Below are 17,275 nucleotides of genomic sequence, written 5' to 3' on the forward strand. Positions count from 1 at the left end.
AAACCCCCGCCCCGGACAGGGCTGATGCACTCGTCTGCGTCGGGCCCTGCTGAGGCGGGGATTTTTGTCACCAAGAGGGCAGAGGGTGGTTGTGAATGACCCCGGGGAGAGAAATCGGCTCCCGGTGACATCACCTGGAGCCGTCAATCTCAGCGGAAGTTGACCTGTCGGCCGAGAGTTCCCACCAACTGCTGGCGATATTCCACGCTGACGGCCCGGTCGTGGAACCTGCGGACGTGGTTCAGGCGAGCCTGGACGTCGATCTCCTCGCAGGCAGCGGCGTTGCGCGGGTCAGCCATGAACTCCTCGAGTTGTGCAATGCCCTTCTCGGAGCGCCGGACGTCCTCGGCCTGCTTGGCGTCGAGGCGCTCGGCATACCAGTCAGAGGCCAGCACGGACTCGTGGGTGAACATTTCTCGCAACTCGGGATCGTCCAGGGTCCAGCCCTCCGAACAGGTCCCGTTGGCCATGACCTCGAGCAGGGCCCGAATCGGTGGCACGGCCAGTGAGATCGTCCCGTCGTCGAAGTAGGCCTTGGCCACCCGGGCGTGAGTCATCGAGATCGTCCGCACCGAATCAGCGAAGATCTCGGCATCCTGCAGCTCCGGACGCAGCATCTCCGGGGTGAAGACCGTGTCGGGGTGCAGGAAAATGCGGCCGAAGTAGGCGCGCATGAACTTCTCGGTCATGCGGTAGCCCAGACGGGAAGCAAGAATGACCTCCCCGTCCTTCTCGAAGTCCTCCATCTTCTCCAGGTACCCGCCCTCGATGAGGGTCTTGGCATCCCTCTCCTCCGGCGACATCCGGGAGAAGATTTCCGGAACGAGCAGGGAGATGTCGTGGGCCACCTCGACGTTGGGTCCGATGAACCCGGCCGAGGACAGCCAGCCGTCGTAACCCGACAGCACGAAGGACAGGAAGGAGGAGTTGAGGTCGAAGACCGCCGGCAGGGCATTGAACGGAGCTTTCGTCAGCGCCCCCTCCGAACCGGCACCCGTCGTCGAGGGGCTCTTGCCGGTCATGGAGGAGATGAACTCCATGAACAGCTCCGGCAGCTCCATGTAGTGCAGCGGGTTGTAGGCGCACAGAGCCGGAATCTTGTCCTCCGGCGGGTTGTTGCGGCGTCCAGCGGCCACGACGTCGACCGGGAGCGGCAGCGGCTCGTTGACCCGACGGTCGTAGTACAAGTGGCTGGCCAGGTTCGCGATGGCCGTCTCGCGCGGCTTCGCGATGTCGGGACGAACCTGCAGGTAACGCGGGTTACGCGACCGCACCCCGTCGATGAGACGCGGGTCCGCACTGGAGACGACGTACTTCGGCGCCTCGGAAGGATCGGAGTCGGCGAAATTCGACAGGAAGGTGCGCATCGGCTTGGTGAACTTCGAGAACGCGACCACATCGTCGCGCATCGCCGTGACGTCCTCGCGAGTCAGCGGCTGATAATTCGAGATGAACAGGCCACGCTCACTCATGTCGCGCTCGGTCTGGGTGTCATAGCCACGGTGAATGGCGTCGTCAGGACGCTGGAAGAGGAGAGCCTCACAGTTGGCGACGACCTTGCGCGACAGGCCCTCCGGACCGGTGACCATGCCGGGGGAGGTGACGATGGAGGCCGTCATGTCGTCCTCCGTCTGCACCTTGATGGCCGGGGCGTAGTCGTGGCGCAGGGTGAACAGACGCCAGGAACCGTCGGGCTGGAAACCGACGCGAGCCATGCTCACTAGGATCTTCTGCCCGTCGAGTCGCACCATGTTGCCGTGCCGACCATTCGTCGGCGCGACGGTGAAGTGGGAGCGCCAGTCGTCACCCCATTCCGGCTTGTAGTAGCGCTTGATGGTGAAGACGAGCTCCTTGCGGAACGACGGAATGGAGTTGATCCAGTCGTTGTACCAATCGGTGAAGTCCGAGGACGGAGTCAGCAGCTTGATGACCGACCCGACAGAACGCTCCGCCGACAGGATCGGACGGTGATCCTTGCCGTTGAGCTCGGGATCGGCGAATCGGGTCGAGAAGTCGCGATGCAGGATGTCCTCGACGGCATCCATGTCGGCCTCGAAGTCCGGGACGTAGGCGTTGCCCTGCAGGAAGGTGTCCGAGATCGCCTTGGAGATCTCCGACTTGCCTCCACCGGAGACGGTGCAGCACTTGTGCAGGGTCGTCGACTCACCGTAGGTGCCCTTGAGGTACCACTGGTCGTCGGCCTCGTTGTGGATCATCGTCATGCGGTAGCCGTCAGGGGAGAGGTACTCGGTGTCGGCCCGCATCGGGATGGACTGTGCACCGTCATCCCAGGAAACGGTGCCATCCCGCAGGCTGAACTTAGTCCCGCCGGGCACCAGCAGGACGTTGTCGATGCCGAGGACCTTCGCATGGCCCTTGTCGAGCATCTCGAAGTCATCCGGGTTGTCCGCGACGACGTCGGCGACCGTCTGCTGGCAGCTCGGGGTGGCGTACTCCTGGCCCTGGTTGTGGGAACGGTAGGCGCGGGCACCGCCGGAGTGCTCCTCCTCGGCCAGTCCGAAGAGGTTCGCGGAGTAGGAGATCTGGGTCTTGACCTCCTTCTTGCAGTAGCCGAAGTAGTTGTCGGCGACAATGGTGAGGATGACTCCGGACTCGTCACGGGCGCACAGCTTGAACGGCTTGCCCTCGTTGTAGAGCTCGGACTCATCGGACCAGCACATTCCGTCGCGACGCTGCCGGTCGGTGGCCTGGTCGATGTGAGGCAGACCGACGTCGACCTTGCGGACGAGGTTGAGGTGCGGGGCCAGGATGACACTGCCGCTGTGGCCGGTCCATCCAGCGGGGGCGAGGGCGGAGTCGTTGCCCGGCAGCAGCGGATCGCCGGCATTGCCGAAGATCCCCTCGACGAAATCGAGGTTGGAGACCAGACCACCGGGGGCGAAGAAGCGGATCTCCATCCGACGCTCGGAGACGAAGTCGGGAATCTCGGGAACCACGAGCGGGCGGAGCAGCAGGGACACCCAGGTGTGAGCCTGACGCTCCACGGGCTGGGTGGAGGTGTAGGGGAGCAGGGTGTGTTCCGGTGGGGCCTGGAAGGCGAGGTCGAGGAGGCGAGCGACGACCTCGATCGGAACGGCCTTCTTGTCGTCGGGGATTGCCAGCCCGCCCTCTGCGACGTGGAAGACGCCGGCCGTGGTGCGGCGGTCATTGCGCGGGTTGTGCAGCACGCCGTTGGCAACCCGGTAACTCGCGACCAGGTCGGAGGTGAACTCGTCACCATCGACGGGGAGGGAAAGGGCTCGGGCCAGACCGGGCTCATCGAGAGTCAGGGTGGTTTCGGGCAGGTGGGGATGGACGGGAGAGTCCTCACCGAGGTAACGGTCGATGAATGCTTGGATGCGTCGGTCAGCCGGGCAGAGGAGCTCGGGGACCTCTCGCCTGAGCTCCCGTTGACGAGCAAGTACTGGGGCGACGACGTCGATGTCGGAGGCGCGCGCGGCTGTCGGCAGTGGCAGGCCGTTGAGCGCCAATCTGAGGTTCACGGAGTCGGTGTGAGCTTGGGTGGCCATGGATCCATTGTCCCCTGAGTTCGTGAGCTTTCCATGAAGAATGGTCAGAAGGGCAATGGGCCTGAGCGGGGGTGGGCGTAAGGGCAGTCGTCCTTCACTCCCACCCCAGCGGCTGCCCAGGCTCACCATCGACGAGGCCATCGAGCTTGGCACGCCGTCACCACGCTGAACTCAGCAACCTTCGTGATGTGTGGGGTGGCGGCGGACAATGGTGCCGGGTTCTGGCATCACTCGTGGTCAACCGCCGATCTCTGCTCTTGTCAACAGCGTGCGACCATCTTGTCGATAGAATTCTTGCGAATTGGACGTGTTGGGAGGCGATGAGTGATGGCCGGCAGTGGGACCACGGCTCCCAAGGGTCAGGACGGGCCGCGGGCGCGTCAGCTTGCGATTGCAGAGGCGGTCGTTCGAGCGGGGTCGGTCACCGTCGAGGATCTCGTTGAGGCCACCGGCGTGTCTGCCATGACGGTTTATCGCGACCTTGCGATCCTCGAAGCCAGTGGAGTGCTGCAGCGCCACCGTGGCCGGGTCGTTGCGGTGGCCAACGGTTTGCACGAGGCGGACGCCACATTTCGACTGGAGCAGAGTTCGACGGACAAGCAGGCGGTGGCCGACCTTGCTGGTGATCTCATTGGCCCAGGATGCTCGATCATGCTTGACGACTCGACGTCGGGAGTGTGGCTGCTGCGCTCCCTCGGAGACCATTCGCCACTGACGGTTGTCACCAATTCCCTCTTGGTGGCCGACGAGGTCATTGCCAATGGTTCGGACAAGCTCGTCGTCTCAGGTGGCGAGTACCAGTCGTGGGCAAAGTCGTTGATGGGCCCCGCGGCGGTTCGGATGATCCGTTCCATGCACGCGGATCTGTGCGTCCTGTCCGCCTCAGGGATTTTCGACGCCGGCTGTTATCACCCGTACCAGGAGGTCGTTGAGGTCAAGCGGGCCATGCTCGAGTCCGCCGAGAAACGGGTCCTGCTGCTCGACCACACCAAGTTCGGGCGACGCGCGCTGTTCAAATTTGCCGATCTGACAGAGTTTGATCACGTCGTCGTCGACGCCCACACCCCGCACGGGATTCTTGACCAGCTGCGCGATCTCGGGGTTCACCTCATGGTGGCAGAAAGTCCTACGAAGAAGTCGTGACTACTGGCGGGGCATTGTTCTCCAATCCCCTTGATCTGGAACGTATGGGGTGACACGATGGGGTGACACCCGCTGATGGCGGGCAACCCTCTCGCCTTGGTTTTGGGTTTGCGAAGGGTGATCGGTGGAGTGCGTCCGCGTGGACGCCGAGCCGAGAAACCACGTGGTCACAGATGTCGATCGGATGTATTCCGGCGACAAGGACCAGCAAACACACTCACGAGGAAGTGGCCATGGCTGAAATCGTCATTGGTGTCGATGGGGGAACGACCGCAGTCAAGGCGGTCGCATTCAGTCTTTCGGGCGACGTCGTCTCGACCCGTCATGAATCGGTCCCAGTCAGGTACGGCGATCATGGCGAGGCTGAGCAGGACATGAATCAGATCTGGGAGGCTGTCGCAACCTGTATCCACGGTGTCGCGGATGCCTTGGGCCCAGAGGACGACGTCGTGGCGGTCGGTCTGACCGGTCAGGGCGACGGAGCGTGGCTGATAGACGAGGATGGGACTCCTGTCCGGCCTGCGGCAACGTGGCTGGACGGTCGGGCCAGCGAACGAGTCGAGCAGTGGAATGACGATGGCCGAGCGTCCCGGGTCTTTGACGTGACAGGGACGAAGATCTTCGGCGGGCTCTTCCCCGTCCTCATGGAGGAGCTGTTGGAGACTGATGGATCTCGTGTCCGCCGTGCAGCGACTCATCTCAACTGCAAGGACTGGATACGATTCAAACTCACGGGGAATCGTCTCACGGATTACACCGAGGCCTCCCGATCATATTTGGATGCGACGACTGCTCAGGGATTCTCGCGCGGATTGGCGGAGGACTTGGGGCAATCGGAATTACTTGACCTTCTTCCGGACATTCGACGTTGCGAGGACATCGGGGGTTATCTCACGGAAGAGGCATCCCATGAGGTAGGGCTTCCGGTCGGTACTCCGGTCGGAGTGGGCATGCTCGACATCGCTGTCACTGGCGTTGGTCTGGGCGCGGCTCATGACGGGGATGGCTGGCTGATTCTGGGAACCACTGGATTCGTCGGGACCCTGCTGCCGTCCATCGAGGACCGTAGGTCCAAGGAGTCCATGCTGGTGGCGACCGGTCGTGGCACCCAGGTGCTGGAATTCATGGCGCCCATGACGGGCACGCCAAACCTTGACTGGATCCGACGGACCCTGGGGTTGGCCGATGAGAGCTGGCAGAGCATCGAGGCCCGCGCTCGCCGGTCCACCCCTGGGGCGAATGGCGTCGTGTACCTGCCCTATGCCTCCCCTGGGGGCGAGCGCGCGCCCTTCGTCGACACCAACGCCAGCGCATCGTGGATGGGGATGTCGCTCACCACGACCCCCGAGGACGTGTTGCGCAGCGTCTATGAGGGCGTTGCATTGTCCCTGGCCGACTGCGTCTCACACTTGGCGATGAGTGGCGATCTCGTCGTGTCCGGCGGTGGGTTCAGGTCCGACCTGGTCTGCGAGATTCTCGCTGACATTACGGGCAAGTGTGTGGTGCGACAGAGCGCGCCGGAGGCCGGAGCTCGCGGAGCAGCTGTTCTTGCCCTGGTCGCGGCCGGCCGTTACGAGACGATCGGGGACGCCTCTGCAGCCATGGCATGTTCCTTCGAGACCTTCGACCCGCATCCGGAGCGCGGTGAGATTTACCAGGCCGTCGCGGATGTGTATTCCGAATCCCGTAATGCCATCAGGCCGGTGTGGCCCCAGATGAGAGCCCTTCGACAGATCAAGGAGGCTGACAATGAGCGTTGAGTGTCCGGTGAAGGTCCTTGTGGCAGGAGATCAGTTCGAGACCGTCGAGGTGCTTGAAGACGCCTTGCGCAAGGCTGTTCCCGATGCCGAGATCACTGAGCTGTCATCGCAGTGGCCCATCACGCCAATGGGTGACGTCGACGAAGTGCACGAGGCAGCCGGTGACGTGGGTGAACTCATTCAGGCGCTTCAAGGGATCGACGTGTGCGTCAGCCACACCTATCCATTCACTGACGAGGTGTTCGACGCCTGCCCTGAACTCAAACAGGTGACCATCACCCGGGGTGGTCCGGTCAACGTCAACATCGAGTCGGCCACCCGTCATGGGGTCCTGGTGACCTACGCACCGGGTCGCAATGCGACGGCAACCGCGGAACACACCGTGGCCATGATCATGGCCGCGGTGAGGCAGATCCCTGCTCACCACGTCACCCTGACCTCAGGCACCTGGGAGGGCGACGCATACCGGTACGACCGTGTGGGCATGGAGATCAGCGGAAATGACGTAGGAGTCGTCGGCTATGGTGCGGTCGGTTCGCGGGTTGCCAGGGTCATGGCAGCCATGGGAGCCACGGTGCGGGTGTTCGATCCCTGGGTCGATCCCGACGCGATGCCAGATGGCATCACGGTCTGCGAGGATTTCGACGAGATGCTCAAGGTGAGTCGCATCCTCACGCTTCATGCCCGCGCCAACGAGAGCAACCATCACATGATTGCGGCTGGGCAGCTTGCGGAAATGCCTGAGGGTTCCGTGCTCGTCAATTGTGCTCGCGGTTCGCTCGTCGACTACGACGCAGTGTGTGATGCCATCGACAGTGGCCATCTTCACGCTGCCGCCTTTGACTGTCTACCCCACGAACCGTTGCCGCCGGATTCCAGGCTGCTGCACACCCCGCGTGTGGTCCTCACCCCGCACATCGCCGGAGCATCCAAGCAGGCCGCAGAACTTGCGGCGCGTATTGCAGCTGACGACGTCGCCGCTCTGGTGCAGGGACACACTCCCACATATCTTGCCAACCCCGACGTCATTGAGTGAGTTAGGAGAACATCATGCTCTTGGAACAACAACGACAGGCTGTCGTGGACACATGCCGAACGATGCAAGCCCAGGGTCTGGTCGTGGGAACTGCAGGAAATGTGTCGATTCGCGTCGACGACATGGTGGTCGTGTCACCGTCTGCGGTGCCTTACGAGAACCTGACTGCGGCTGACATCGGTGTCCATGACATGGAGGGCAAGGCCATCGAGGCGAAGTACAAGCCCTCTTCTGAGCTTCCGTTGCACCTGAGTGTTTACCGAGCCAGCGACGCAGGGGCGATCACGCACAACCATGCCCCGGCATCAACAGCTCTGGGCCTCGTCGTCGACGAGATTCCGTGGTCCCACTACTACTCCGGAATGTTTGGCGGTACCGTCCGAGTTGCACCGTACGCCGAGTTCGGAACCGATGAGCTGGCACGTAACGTCACGAAGGCGCTCGAGGGACGGTGCGCAGCTCTGATGGCCAACCACGGTGCGATCACGACGGGGCCGACGGTTGACAAGGCTCTCTGCCTGCTTCCCTACCTCGAGTACATTTGTGAGGTACACCTCCGCGCGATGTCCACTGGTCGTCCCATCAAGGTACTTGATGACGAGCACATCGCCGATGCCACGCAGGGGATTGCCGGTTACAAGCCGAAAGCTGTCGATGAAGGCTGAGAATCCCGAATGACGTTGCTCTGCCTCAGCCCCTGAAACGTCCGGAACAGAAGGAGAACGCAGATGCCGAAGCTCGGACGCGGCATGGTTATACCATCTGCCACGAGCCAGACGTTGCAGGCTGCCCTTGCGGCTCCCTCGCCGAATGTCCTGCTGACTGATGTGGCTCTTGACGAGCTCCCAGAACTGGCGAAACACGTGCTGGGAGCCGGTAAGCACGCGATTGTTCACGCTGATATGACATCAGGCTTGCACCCAAACGCAGCGGGGCTGGCGTTCCTGAAGGACCATTGCGGAGTTGAGACGATCATCAGTACCAATGCCAGGGTCATCGAGGCAGCTCGCCGCCAGCACCTACAGACAGTATTCAGAGTGTTCCTGCTTGACTCAATTGCGCTGCGGAGCGCGGTACGCACGCTGGGAAACATTCACGTCGATGCCGTGGAGATCCTGCCGGGGCCAATGGCAAGGTCCGTCATTGAACACATCCGGGCCACCGGTCCTGATCGCACATTGCTTGCGGGTGGTTTTGTCCGGGCGTCGCAGCTTGTCGAGGATCTGTTTCGCGTCGGGTTCGACGGGGTGACGACGTCCTACCCTCCACTGTGGTCGAGAACGTCACTGAGGGAAGATGCCTGCTGAGCACAGCGTGTCGGATCACCTGTCGTCATCGGCCGACACAGGGCGCACAACCTGTCCAGAGAAGGAGAACAGTCATGTTGGAGCATCTCAAGGCCGAGGTCTGCGATGGTAACCTCGAGCTCCCACGCCACGGCCTTGTGACATGGACATCGGGGAATTTGTCAGCCCGTGATCCTGAGACCGGGTTGGTGGTCATCAAGCCATCTGGCATGTCGTATGAAGGGATGACGCCCGACGACATGGTCGTCGTCGATCTTGATGGCAAGGTCGTCGAAGGGGTGCACGGACCCTCGTCCGACACGGCGTCGCACCTGTACGTGTACCGCCGGCGTGCTGACATTCGCAGCATCATTCACACTCACTCGACCTTCGCGACGGCGTGGGCCGCGACCGGCCAGGACATCCCGTGTTGCTTGACAGCCATTGCCGATGAGTTCGGTGGGCCGGTGCCGTGCGGTGACTATGCCCAGATCGGTAGTGAGCAGATTGGTGAGCAGATCATGAGGTTCGTTGATCAGTGCCCTGCAGTCCTGCTGAAGAAGCACGGTGTCTTCACGGTGGGCACGTCGATGGAGAAGGCCGTCAAGGCTGCCGTCATGGTGGAGGATGTCGCCCGGACGGTGACCTACGCGAAGCTCATCGGGGAGATCTCGTCGTTGCCACAGTCCGAGATCGATGCGAACCATGACCGATACACCAATCGGTACGGAACCGCGGAGGCATCGTCAGGTGTGACGCTCTGACCCGATGCGTTCTCGCAATGCCCCTGCCATCCCTCGAGCCAGACCTGGTAGCAGGGGCATGTGACGTCTTGACATCGCGCGGCTGGGGCCTGCGCCCGAGCGCGGTACCCAACTGTGGCGAAATCCACACGCTGAACCCTTCCTTTTCACATGAATGGTGTTAATATCAACACCATGAGTTGTTGCTTCTCGCATTTGCGAGTGAGACTCCCCAACGCACGGCAACGAAGCATGGAGGGATCATGGGACTGAGAATCGTCGTCGCTGCGGATCCGGCGGCAGTGCAGTACAAGGACGCCATCAAGGCCGACCTTGAGGCCGACTCGCGAGTCGACGAGGTCATCGACGTCGGCGTCCAGGAGGGTGATGACACCCTGTACCCGCACATCGGCGTCAAGGGAGCCCACGTCATCAAGGACGGCAAGGCCGATCGAGGCATCTTCCTCTGCGGCACCGGAATGGGCATGGCCATCACCGCCAACAAGGTGCCGGGCATCCGGGCCTGCACCGCCCACGATTCCTTCTCCGTGGAGCGCCTCATCATGTCCAACGACGCTCACGTCCTGTGCCTGGGACAGCGCGTCATCGGACTCGAGCTGGCTCGTCGTCTGGTACACGAGTTCATCGGGTACACCTTCGACCCGAGCTCTCACTCCAAGACCAACGTCGACCTCATCACCGCCTACGAGTCAGGCGCCAGCGACGGGCAGACCGCCCCGGGCGGCTGCTGACACAGTGTGGCGCGGGCGCCCGAGCCACACTCACATCTGAGCCATCCCACCCCTGGGGACAACCTCCAGGACACCCAGAAACAACGTGTGCGGCACCGTCGTCGCCCACGGACATCCGATCGCGGGTTCACCTCGCCCTCATGAAGGAACACCGATGTTCACCACCTCTGTCGGAGTCTTCATCTTCGGACTCCTTGCCGCCATCGCCGGCGGCGCTGTCGGGGCTGCCATTGGCGGCAACTACGCCTTCGTCCTCACCGGCTTCTGCGTGCTGGCCTCCTGGGGAGTCTTCGCCGCAACCGGAAACACCTTTGGCCTGGACTACCTGGCCTTCGGCCCCTTCATGGGCCCGCACATCGCCTTTGCAGGCGGCGTCGCGGGAGCCATTTACGCCCGCTACCACGGCCGTCTCGATGACGGCAAGGACGTCAACACCCCGCTGGCCGGCATCGGTCGCCCCGACATCCTCCTGGTTGGTGCCCTCTTCGGCGTGTTTGGATACCTGTGCCAGATTGGCATCTCCAACATTCCGTGGTTCGGCAAACACACTGACTCAGTTGCCCTGACGGTGCTGATCTCCGGTCTGCTCGCCCGCCTCGTCTTCGGCGGTGTCCCCGGAGAGGGTCTGTTCCGCGGCTCCCTGCACAACCCGGAGCTCTTCCACGAAGACGCCACCACCTTCCCCGCAAAGATCAAGCCAGGCCCCAATGGACGCTGGCTGGAATGGCAGGAGAAGCCCAGCCAGTTGCTGACCATCGGCTCTCTCTTCGGCATCTTCGCCGGTGGCGCGTCGCTCTTCCTGGCCGCCAACGTCGGTGCACGCCTCACCACGATGGGCTTCGACAACAACCTGGCTGCTTTCAACGCCAACAGCTTCTGCTTCGGTATCTCGGCCGTCATCATCCTGTTCCTCATCACCAACCGGAACATGCCGGTCCAGCACCACGTGACGAACATCGCCGGTCTGGCCGCAGTGCAGTTCTTCCCGCTGCTGATGGGCGAGAACATCGGTACTTACACCTGGACGGCCACCTCGACGTGGGATTCCCACACCTGGGCAATGGCAGCGGTCGCCCTGCTCATCGCCGCGATCTTCGGCATCTTTGTTGCTGGCCTCGGCGAGTTCTGCGCACGGCTGTGGTACGACCGCGGCACCAGCCACATCGACCCGCCTGCTGCTGCCATCTGGCTGAGCAACACCGTGGTCGTCACGTTGGCTGCCCTGTTCGCCTGATCTGATCCAAGGAAATAGCAACCATGAATGACGTCATCGACGCACCAACCGAATTCGCCAAGGCCTATGTCTTCGACATGGACGGCACCATCTACCTCGGTGACCACCTGTTGCCCGGTGCCCGCCGCATGATCGAGGAACTGCGTCGCCGTGAGATCCCGGTGAGGTTCCTCTCGAACAACCCGACGAAGGATCCGAGTCAGTACGTTGAGAAGCTCGAGAAGCTGGGGCTGCCGACCGCCATCGAGGACATCTCCAATACCGTCGTGACGACGACCCGCTGGCTGGTCAACAACCACCCTGGCGCCAAGGTCTTCGCGATTGCGGAGGAGCCCCTCAAGCGGAGCCTGCAGAAGGCCGGTATCGAACTGTGTGAGGACCCCGAGAAGATCGACATCGTCATCGCCTCGTATGACCGCACCTTCGATTATCGCAAGCTGCAGATTGCCTTCGACGCCATCTGGTTCCACAAGCGCGCCTTCCTCGTCCAGACCAACCCGGACCGGTTCTGCCCCTTCCCGGGCGGCCGCGGCGAGCCCGATTGCGCTGCCGTCACAGCGGCCATCGAGGCGTGCACCGGACAACAGTGCAAAGTCAGCCTGGGCAAGCCGTCCCCGGTCATGCTCACCGAGGCGCTGGCCGGGCTGGACGTCGATCCGTCGGAGTGCGTCATGGTCGGCGACCGACTGCAGACCGATATCCAGATGGCCCTCGACACCGGCATGAGGTCAGCCTGCGTGCTGACCGGTGAGGCCACCGCGGATGACGTCGCAGCCCTGGACGCCGAGCACCGTCCGACCTGGACCCTGGATCGCATTGACCGGCTCATTCCTGCCGCGGTATGGCAGGAACTCGGCTGGACCGAAGACAACGATTGACACGACGGTGGGGCTGCAAGCATCGCGGCCGCAGCCCCCTCAAGACACTCTCGTAGGAGACAACGATGTTGAACAACGGCCCCTACCTCTTGGGCATTGACTACGGCACCGAATCGTGCCGGGTGGCAATTTTCGACCTTGAAGGACGTCCGCTGACCTTCGCGGCGACACCGTACAAGACCACCCACCCCCGTCCGGGCTGGGCTGAGCAGGATCCTGAGGAATGGTGGAAGGCCCTCCAGGCTTCCTGCCACCGTGCCATCGCGGCTGCCGGAGTCTCCCCGGCCGCCATCGCCGGTATTTCCTACGACGCCACGACCCTGACGATGGTTGCCATGGACGAGCGCGGCAACGAGCTGCGTCCGGCCATCATGTGGATGGACGTCCGCGCCACCGAGCAGGCCGCTCGTGCAGAGGGATCTGACTCGGTCGCCCGCCTCTACAACGGCGCCGGAACCTCCCCGGCCACCGCCGAGTGGTACCCCTTCAAGGCCGCTTGGCTGCGCGAGCACGAGCCGGAGACGTACCGTAAGGCCGCTCACCTCGTTGACGCACCGGACTGGGTGACCTACAAGCTCACCGGCGAGTGGACGACCAACATCAACTCTGCCGCCATCCGGATGTACTACAACCGTGACAAGGGCGGCTGGCCGGAGGACTTCTACGACACCATCGGCTGTGGTGACGTTTTTGACAAGATCCCGGAGCGAGTCCTTGATCTCGGCACCCCGGTCGGCACCCTCGGCACGATTCCTGCCCAGCTGCTCGGGCTGCGTCCGGGAATCCCGGTTGCCCAGGGTCCGGCCGACGCATGGGCCGGTCAGATTGGCCTGGGCGTGCTGTCCCCGGGTTCGATGGCCCTCATCACCGGTTCCTCGCACGTGTTGACCGGCCAGTCCGACACCGAGATCCACGGCCAGGGATTCTTCGGTGCGTACACCGACGGCGTCATGCCCGGCCAGTACACCGTCGAGGGCAGCCAGGTCTCGACCGGTTCGGTGCTCAAGTGGTTCAAGGACAGCTTTGCCGCCGACTACACCGCTGCCGCGGAGAAGATCGGTCTCAATCCCTACGACGTCCTCAATGAGCAGTCCCGGAACATTCGTCCCGGATCCGACGGCCTCATCATCAACGAGTACTTCCAGGGCAACCGCACCCCCTACACCGACTCGAAGGCCCGCGGCATCATCTGGGGACTGTCCCTCATGCACACCCCGGCGCACTTCTACCACGCCATTCAGGAGTCGGTCTGCTACGGCACGGCCCACAACCTGCGGGCCATGAAGGCTGCCGGTTTCGAGGTTGACCGCATGGTCGCCTGCGGCGGTGCCACCAAGAGCCGCGACTGGATGCAGATGCACGCCGACGTCGCAGGTGTCCCGATCGCTCTGACCGAGGTTGGCGACGCCGTCGTGCTCGGTACCTGCATGGTCGCCGCCGTCGGTGCCGGTCTGTTCAAGGATCTGCCCGAGGCCGCCAGGCAGATGGTTCACGAGATCGACCTCATCGAGCCCAACCAGGAACGTCACGAGGAGTACCAGTACTACGTGGACAAGTACTGCGACACCTACCCGCAACTGCGTCCCATGATTCATGACATGGTCGACCACGAGACCGACAAGAACTGACGATCACACCGATCAGAGGAGAAGCAATGTCCGAATTGATTGACAAGGCATTGGCCGATTGCGATGACACCGACGTCGTGATCATGGGTCATGACGTGCTTGGTGAGACCGGGCGCGTGTTCAAGGAACTGTTCGGTGACGCCAAGGCAATCCTCATCTCCGACGAGAGCACCTGGGCCGTTGCCGGTGAGCAGACCAAGGCGTCCTTCGAGGCTCACGGGGTCGAGATCGTCGAGTCGATGATCCTCCCGGGACGTCCCACCGTCTACGCCTGCTACGAGAACGTCGAGAAGATCCGCGACCACATCCGTGATCTTGACGGGATGATTGCCTGTTCCATCGGTTCGGGCACCCTCAATGACCTCACCAAGCGAGCCAGTGACGAGCTGGGGCGGCGCTACATGAACGTCTGCACGGCTGCATCGATGGATGGATATGCCGCCTTCGGCGCTTCCATCACCGAGAACGGCTTCAAGCACACCATGAGCTGCCGCGCCCCCCAGGCCCTCATTGCCGATCTGCCGACGATGGCTGGTGCACCCCAGCGCTGCACCGCCACCGGACTCGGTGATCTCATCGAGAAGGTCCCGGCCGGAGCCGACTGGATCCTCGCTGACGAGCTGGGTGTTGAGCCGATTGACCGCGAGGTGTGGGACCTGGTCCAGGGTCCGCTGACGAGCGCGATCAGTGACCCGGAGGGCCTTGCGAACGGAAAGCCGGAGGCATTCAACGGCCTCATCGAGGGTCTTGTGATGTCCGGTTTGGCGATGCAGAAGTACCGCATCTCGTCTCGTCCCGCATCGGGTGCCGGCCACCAGTTCTCCCATCTGTGGGAGATGGAGCATCTCGGTATGGATCACGAGCCCCCGTTGACCCACGGGTTCAAGGTGGGCCTGGGAACCATCTCGGTGCTTGCCCTGTGGGAGAAGGTGCTGGAGCATGACTTCACGACTCTTGACGTCGACGCCGCCGTCGCCACATGGCCCACGGCGGAGGACATGGAGGCCAAGGTTCGCGCGAATTTCTCCGGTGACATGCTGGAGCCGGCGGTCAAGCAGACGATGGACAAGTACCTCGACGCCGATGCCCTGCGTGAGCGTCTGGAGGTCGTGAAGTCGAAGTGGTCGACCATCCAGGAGCGCTGCCGCGCTCAGGTGATGCCTGCGGCCCGTGTGGAGGAGATCATTGAGGCCGTTGGTGGCATCTACCATCCGGCCCAGATCGGCCTGACCCGGGAGCGTTTCCACGACACCTACTACCGGTGCCAGATGATCAGGTCGCGTTACACCCTCCTTGACCTGCTGGTCGAGACGGGGACCATCAGCGACTTCGTCGAGCCGCTGTTCGCGCCTGACGGATTCTGGGGCCAGCGCCCTTGGCCGCAGGACTGACGAGGTCCGTCAGGACTGACACATAGACCGTCGTGGGGGTGCAGGTCGGCTTACTCGCCCCGGCCCACCCCACGACTGCATCGAGGAGAGGATCATGACCGACAAGTTCGTGGTGGGACTGGACTTTGGCACGCTGTCGGGCCGGGCAGTCGTCGTCAGGGTGAGCGACGGCACCGAAATGGGCACTGCCGTCCACGAATACCCACATGGCGTTATGGATCGGGTACTCAGTGCGGCGGACGGACAACAATTGCCGCCTGATTTTGCGCTTCAGGACCCTGCTGACTACATGGAGACACTCGAGGTCATAGTTCGCAAGAGCATCGAGGATGCCAGGATCGATCCCGCGCACGTGGTTGGGATTGGTCTGGATGTCACCTCGGCGACGGTCGTGGCCGCGAAGGCGGATGGCACACCGATGTGCCAGCTGTCTGAATTCCGTAATGAGCCTCACGCATGGGTGAAGCTGTGGAAGCATCATGGCGCGCAGGACCAGGCGGATCGCATCGTGAAGCTCGCACAAGTGCGCCGGGAGCCGTGGCTCGCCCGCTACGGAGGGATACTCTCCTCCGAGATGCTCATGCCCAAGGTTCTTGAGACCTTGGAGTGGGCGCCGGACGTTTACCACGCCACCGATGTCTTCTGCAATGCATTGGACTGGTTGACGTGGAGACTGACCGGAGTCCTCGCCTTCTCGGCGGGGGATTCGGGATACAAGCGTATGTATCAAGACGGCCAGTACCCGTCCCAGGAATACCTGGCCAACCTGAACCCTGAATTCGCTGATGTCTTCGTCGAGAAGATGAATGCACCCGTGCTGCCGTTGGGGGCGCGGGTCGGTGGATTGACACCTGAATTTGCGGAGCGTCTTGGCATGTCGGCAGGAATCGCCGTCGCGACCGGGAATATCGATGCCCACGTCACAGCAGCAGCTGTTCAGGCAGTTGAGGATGGCCAGATGACGGCCATCATGGGAACTTCTGCCTGTTACGTCGTCCCGGGGCCGCAGTTGAAGGAAGTCCCAGGGATGTTCGGCGTCGTCGACGGAGGCATAGTCGACGGCTCATGGGGTTTCGAAGCTGGTCAGACGGCTGTCGGGGACATCTTCGCCTGGTTCGTCAACAACTGTGTCCCAGGATCCTACTATGACGAGGCCAGGCGTCGCGGTATGGGCATCCACGACTTGTTGACCGAGAAGTGCGCGGGCCAGGAGGTTGGAGCCCACGGACTCATTGCACTGGACTGGCACAACGGCAACCGATCAGTCCTGGCAGATGCCAATCTGTCTGGAATGATCCTTGGTCAAACCCTCGCGACAACCCCGGAGGATCAGTACCGGGCCCTGCTGGAATCAACAGCGTTTGGTGCCCGCACCATCATTGAGTCGTTCCGCAATTCGGGTGTTGACATCAATGAGCTCGTCGTCGCTGGTGGACTGACCAAGAACGCTTTCCTCATGCAGCTGTTCTGTGACATTTGTAGGGTGCCTCTGAGCGTCGGGACCGCGCAGCAACCGGGTTCGCACGGATCTGCAGTCTTTGCGGCAGTCGCAGCCGGTCTCTATCCAGATGTCAAAACGGCCTCTGCTGCCATGGGAGCGAAAGAGGATGGTGTCTACCAGATCAATGAGGACAGAGCTGCTCAATACGACGCCTTGTACGCCGAATACGCCCACCTTCACGACTACTTCGGTCGTGGCGGAAATCAGGTCATGCACCGGCTCAAGGAGATCCGACGCAAAGCCCATGTGCGGGACCGGGAAGTCACGATGGGTGACGAGTGACGGCATCGCTGCACAGTTGTGACATCAGTATCCGCACAAGTGCATGACAATGAGGTTGTGAATAGGATTCTCATGAGGACCTGAACCCCCACCCCTCATCGCCGTGACGAG

At 62.4% G+C, this 17,275-nt stretch carries 13 protein-coding genes; 12 read left to right on the forward strand and 1 reads right to left on the reverse strand.

Annotated elements, in window-relative coordinates; genetic code table 11:
- Positions 1 to 149 precede the first annotated feature (149 nt).
- Entirely contained in the window at positions 150 to 3,530 is a 3,381-nt protein-coding gene (locus tag ACUCCZ_RS11045) for a hypothetical protein (RefSeq protein ID WP_435917630.1), read from the reverse strand.
- A gap of 327 nt (positions 3,531 to 3,857) precedes the next feature.
- Between ACUCCZ_RS11045 and ACUCCZ_RS11050 the strand changes: the two genes are divergently transcribed.
- The 12 genes from ACUCCZ_RS11050 to ACUCCZ_RS11105 all read left to right on the forward strand — a co-directional run bounded on the left by ACUCCZ_RS11050 (position 3,858) and on the right by ACUCCZ_RS11105 (position 17,164).
- Complete coding sequence (locus tag ACUCCZ_RS11050) at positions 3,858 to 4,673, forward strand: DeoR/GlpR family DNA-binding transcription regulator (protein WP_435917629.1); 816 nt, start codon at positions 3,858 to 3,860, stop codon at positions 4,671 to 4,673.
- Positions 4,674 to 4,906: 233 nt separating this feature from the next.
- A complete protein-coding gene (locus ACUCCZ_RS11055; protein WP_435917628.1) occupies positions 4,907 to 6,433 on the forward strand; it encodes an FGGY family carbohydrate kinase in 1,527 nt (508 codons plus the stop codon).
- The gene (locus ACUCCZ_RS11060) at positions 6,423 to 7,469 is read left to right on the forward strand and encodes an NAD(P)-dependent oxidoreductase (protein ID WP_435917627.1); all 1,047 of its coding nucleotides are present in this window, start codon (positions 6,423 to 6,425) and stop codon (positions 7,467 to 7,469) included. Before ACUCCZ_RS11055 ends, ACUCCZ_RS11060 begins: the two co-directional genes overlap by 11 nt.
- A gap of 14 nt (positions 7,470 to 7,483) precedes the next feature.
- Positions 7,484 to 8,134 (forward strand): class II aldolase/adducin family protein, encoded by a 651-nt coding sequence (locus ACUCCZ_RS11065; protein ID WP_435917626.1) that lies wholly within the window; start codon positions 7,484 to 7,486, stop codon positions 8,132 to 8,134.
- A gap of 63 nt (positions 8,135 to 8,197) precedes the next feature.
- Complete coding sequence (locus ACUCCZ_RS11070) at positions 8,198 to 8,776, forward strand: glycerol-3-phosphate responsive antiterminator (RefSeq protein ID WP_435917625.1); 579 nt, start codon at positions 8,198 to 8,200, stop codon at positions 8,774 to 8,776.
- 74 nt (positions 8,777 to 8,850) lie between these two features.
- Positions 8,851 to 9,519: an L-ribulose-5-phosphate 4-epimerase gene (locus tag ACUCCZ_RS11075; RefSeq protein ID WP_435917624.1), complete on the forward strand. Its 669-nt coding sequence runs from the start codon at positions 8,851 to 8,853 to the stop codon at positions 9,517 to 9,519.
- Positions 9,520 to 9,761: 242 nt separating this feature from the next.
- A complete protein-coding gene (locus tag ACUCCZ_RS11080; protein ID WP_435917623.1) occupies positions 9,762 to 10,250 on the forward strand; it encodes an RpiB/LacA/LacB family sugar-phosphate isomerase in 489 nt (162 codons plus the stop codon).
- Between the two features lie 154 nt (positions 10,251 to 10,404).
- Positions 10,405 to 11,484 carry a hypothetical protein gene (locus ACUCCZ_RS11085; protein ID WP_435917622.1) on the forward strand — a complete coding sequence of 360 codons (1,080 nt, stop codon included), beginning with the start codon at positions 10,405 to 10,407 and terminating at the stop codon, positions 11,482 to 11,484.
- Between the two features lie 23 nt (positions 11,485 to 11,507).
- Positions 11,508 to 12,362 (forward strand): HAD-IIA family hydrolase, encoded by an 855-nt coding sequence (locus ACUCCZ_RS11090; protein WP_435917621.1) that lies wholly within the window; start codon positions 11,508 to 11,510, stop codon positions 12,360 to 12,362.
- A 65-nt stretch (positions 12,363 to 12,427) separates the two neighbouring features.
- Entirely contained in the window at positions 12,428 to 13,990 is a 1,563-nt protein-coding gene (locus tag ACUCCZ_RS11095; RefSeq protein WP_435917620.1) for an FGGY-family carbohydrate kinase, read from the forward strand.
- A 26-nt stretch (positions 13,991 to 14,016) separates the two neighbouring features.
- Positions 14,017 to 15,381: a sn-glycerol-1-phosphate dehydrogenase gene (locus ACUCCZ_RS11100; protein ID WP_435917619.1), complete on the forward strand. Its 1,365-nt coding sequence runs from the start codon at positions 14,017 to 14,019 to the stop codon at positions 15,379 to 15,381.
- Between the two features lie 94 nt (positions 15,382 to 15,475).
- Complete coding sequence (locus ACUCCZ_RS11105) at positions 15,476 to 17,164, forward strand: ribulokinase (RefSeq protein WP_435917618.1); 1,689 nt, start codon at positions 15,476 to 15,478, stop codon at positions 17,162 to 17,164.
- The last annotated feature ends 111 nt before the right edge of the window (positions 17,165 to 17,275 follow it).

Source organism: Cutibacterium nasicola, assembly GCF_052654715.2.